The 632-nt window shown below is 47.6% G+C and carries 1 protein-coding gene; it reads left to right on the top strand.

The features are described from left to right. On the top strand, positions 1 to 632 hold a 632-nt coding region (locus tag HMPREF0013_RS24235), incomplete at both ends, for an Ig-like domain-containing protein (RefSeq protein WP_005804967.1).

The following is a 632-nucleotide window of genomic DNA, read 5'->3' as shown; positions in this document are numbered from 1 at the left end:
CGATCCGACAGCAACAGTGGTTGTCAATGTGGATGGTGTTGACTATCCGGCAGTGAACAATGGTGACGGCACCTGGACGCTTGCGGACAATACACTTCCTGCGTTAACTGATGGTCCACACACCATTACCGTGACTGCAACAGATGCAGCAGGCAATGCAGGTACAGATACAGCAGTGGTGACCATTGATACTAGCGTTCCAGTTGTATCTTTAGATGACTTAACTACTAATGACACAACTCCTGCTTTAACAGGGGTAATCAATGACCCAACAGCAACAGTGGTTGTGAATGTGGATGGTGTTGACTATCCGGCAGTGAATAACGGTGATGGTACTTGGACTCTTGCAGACAATACTTTGCCTGCATTAATAGATGGTCCTCATACTGTAACTGTAACTGCAACTGATCCAGCTGGTAATACGGCTACAGATACAGCTACGCTTACTATTGATACCGTACCTGCAGACCTGATCGGTGCGATCACGATTCCTGAAGACTTGAATGGCGACGGTATCTTGAATGCAGACGAGCTTGGTACAGACGGCACCTTCAATGCACAAGTGGCATTGGGACCTGATGCAATCGATGGCACAGTAGTGAATGTGAACGGTACTAACTACACCGTGACAG

Origin of the sequence: Acinetobacter sp. SH024, from assembly GCF_000163635.1 — a bacterium.
Classification (GTDB): Bacteria; Pseudomonadota; Gammaproteobacteria; order Pseudomonadales; family Moraxellaceae; genus Acinetobacter; species Acinetobacter pittii.
This window is presented reverse-complemented; position numbering and strand designations above follow the sequence as displayed.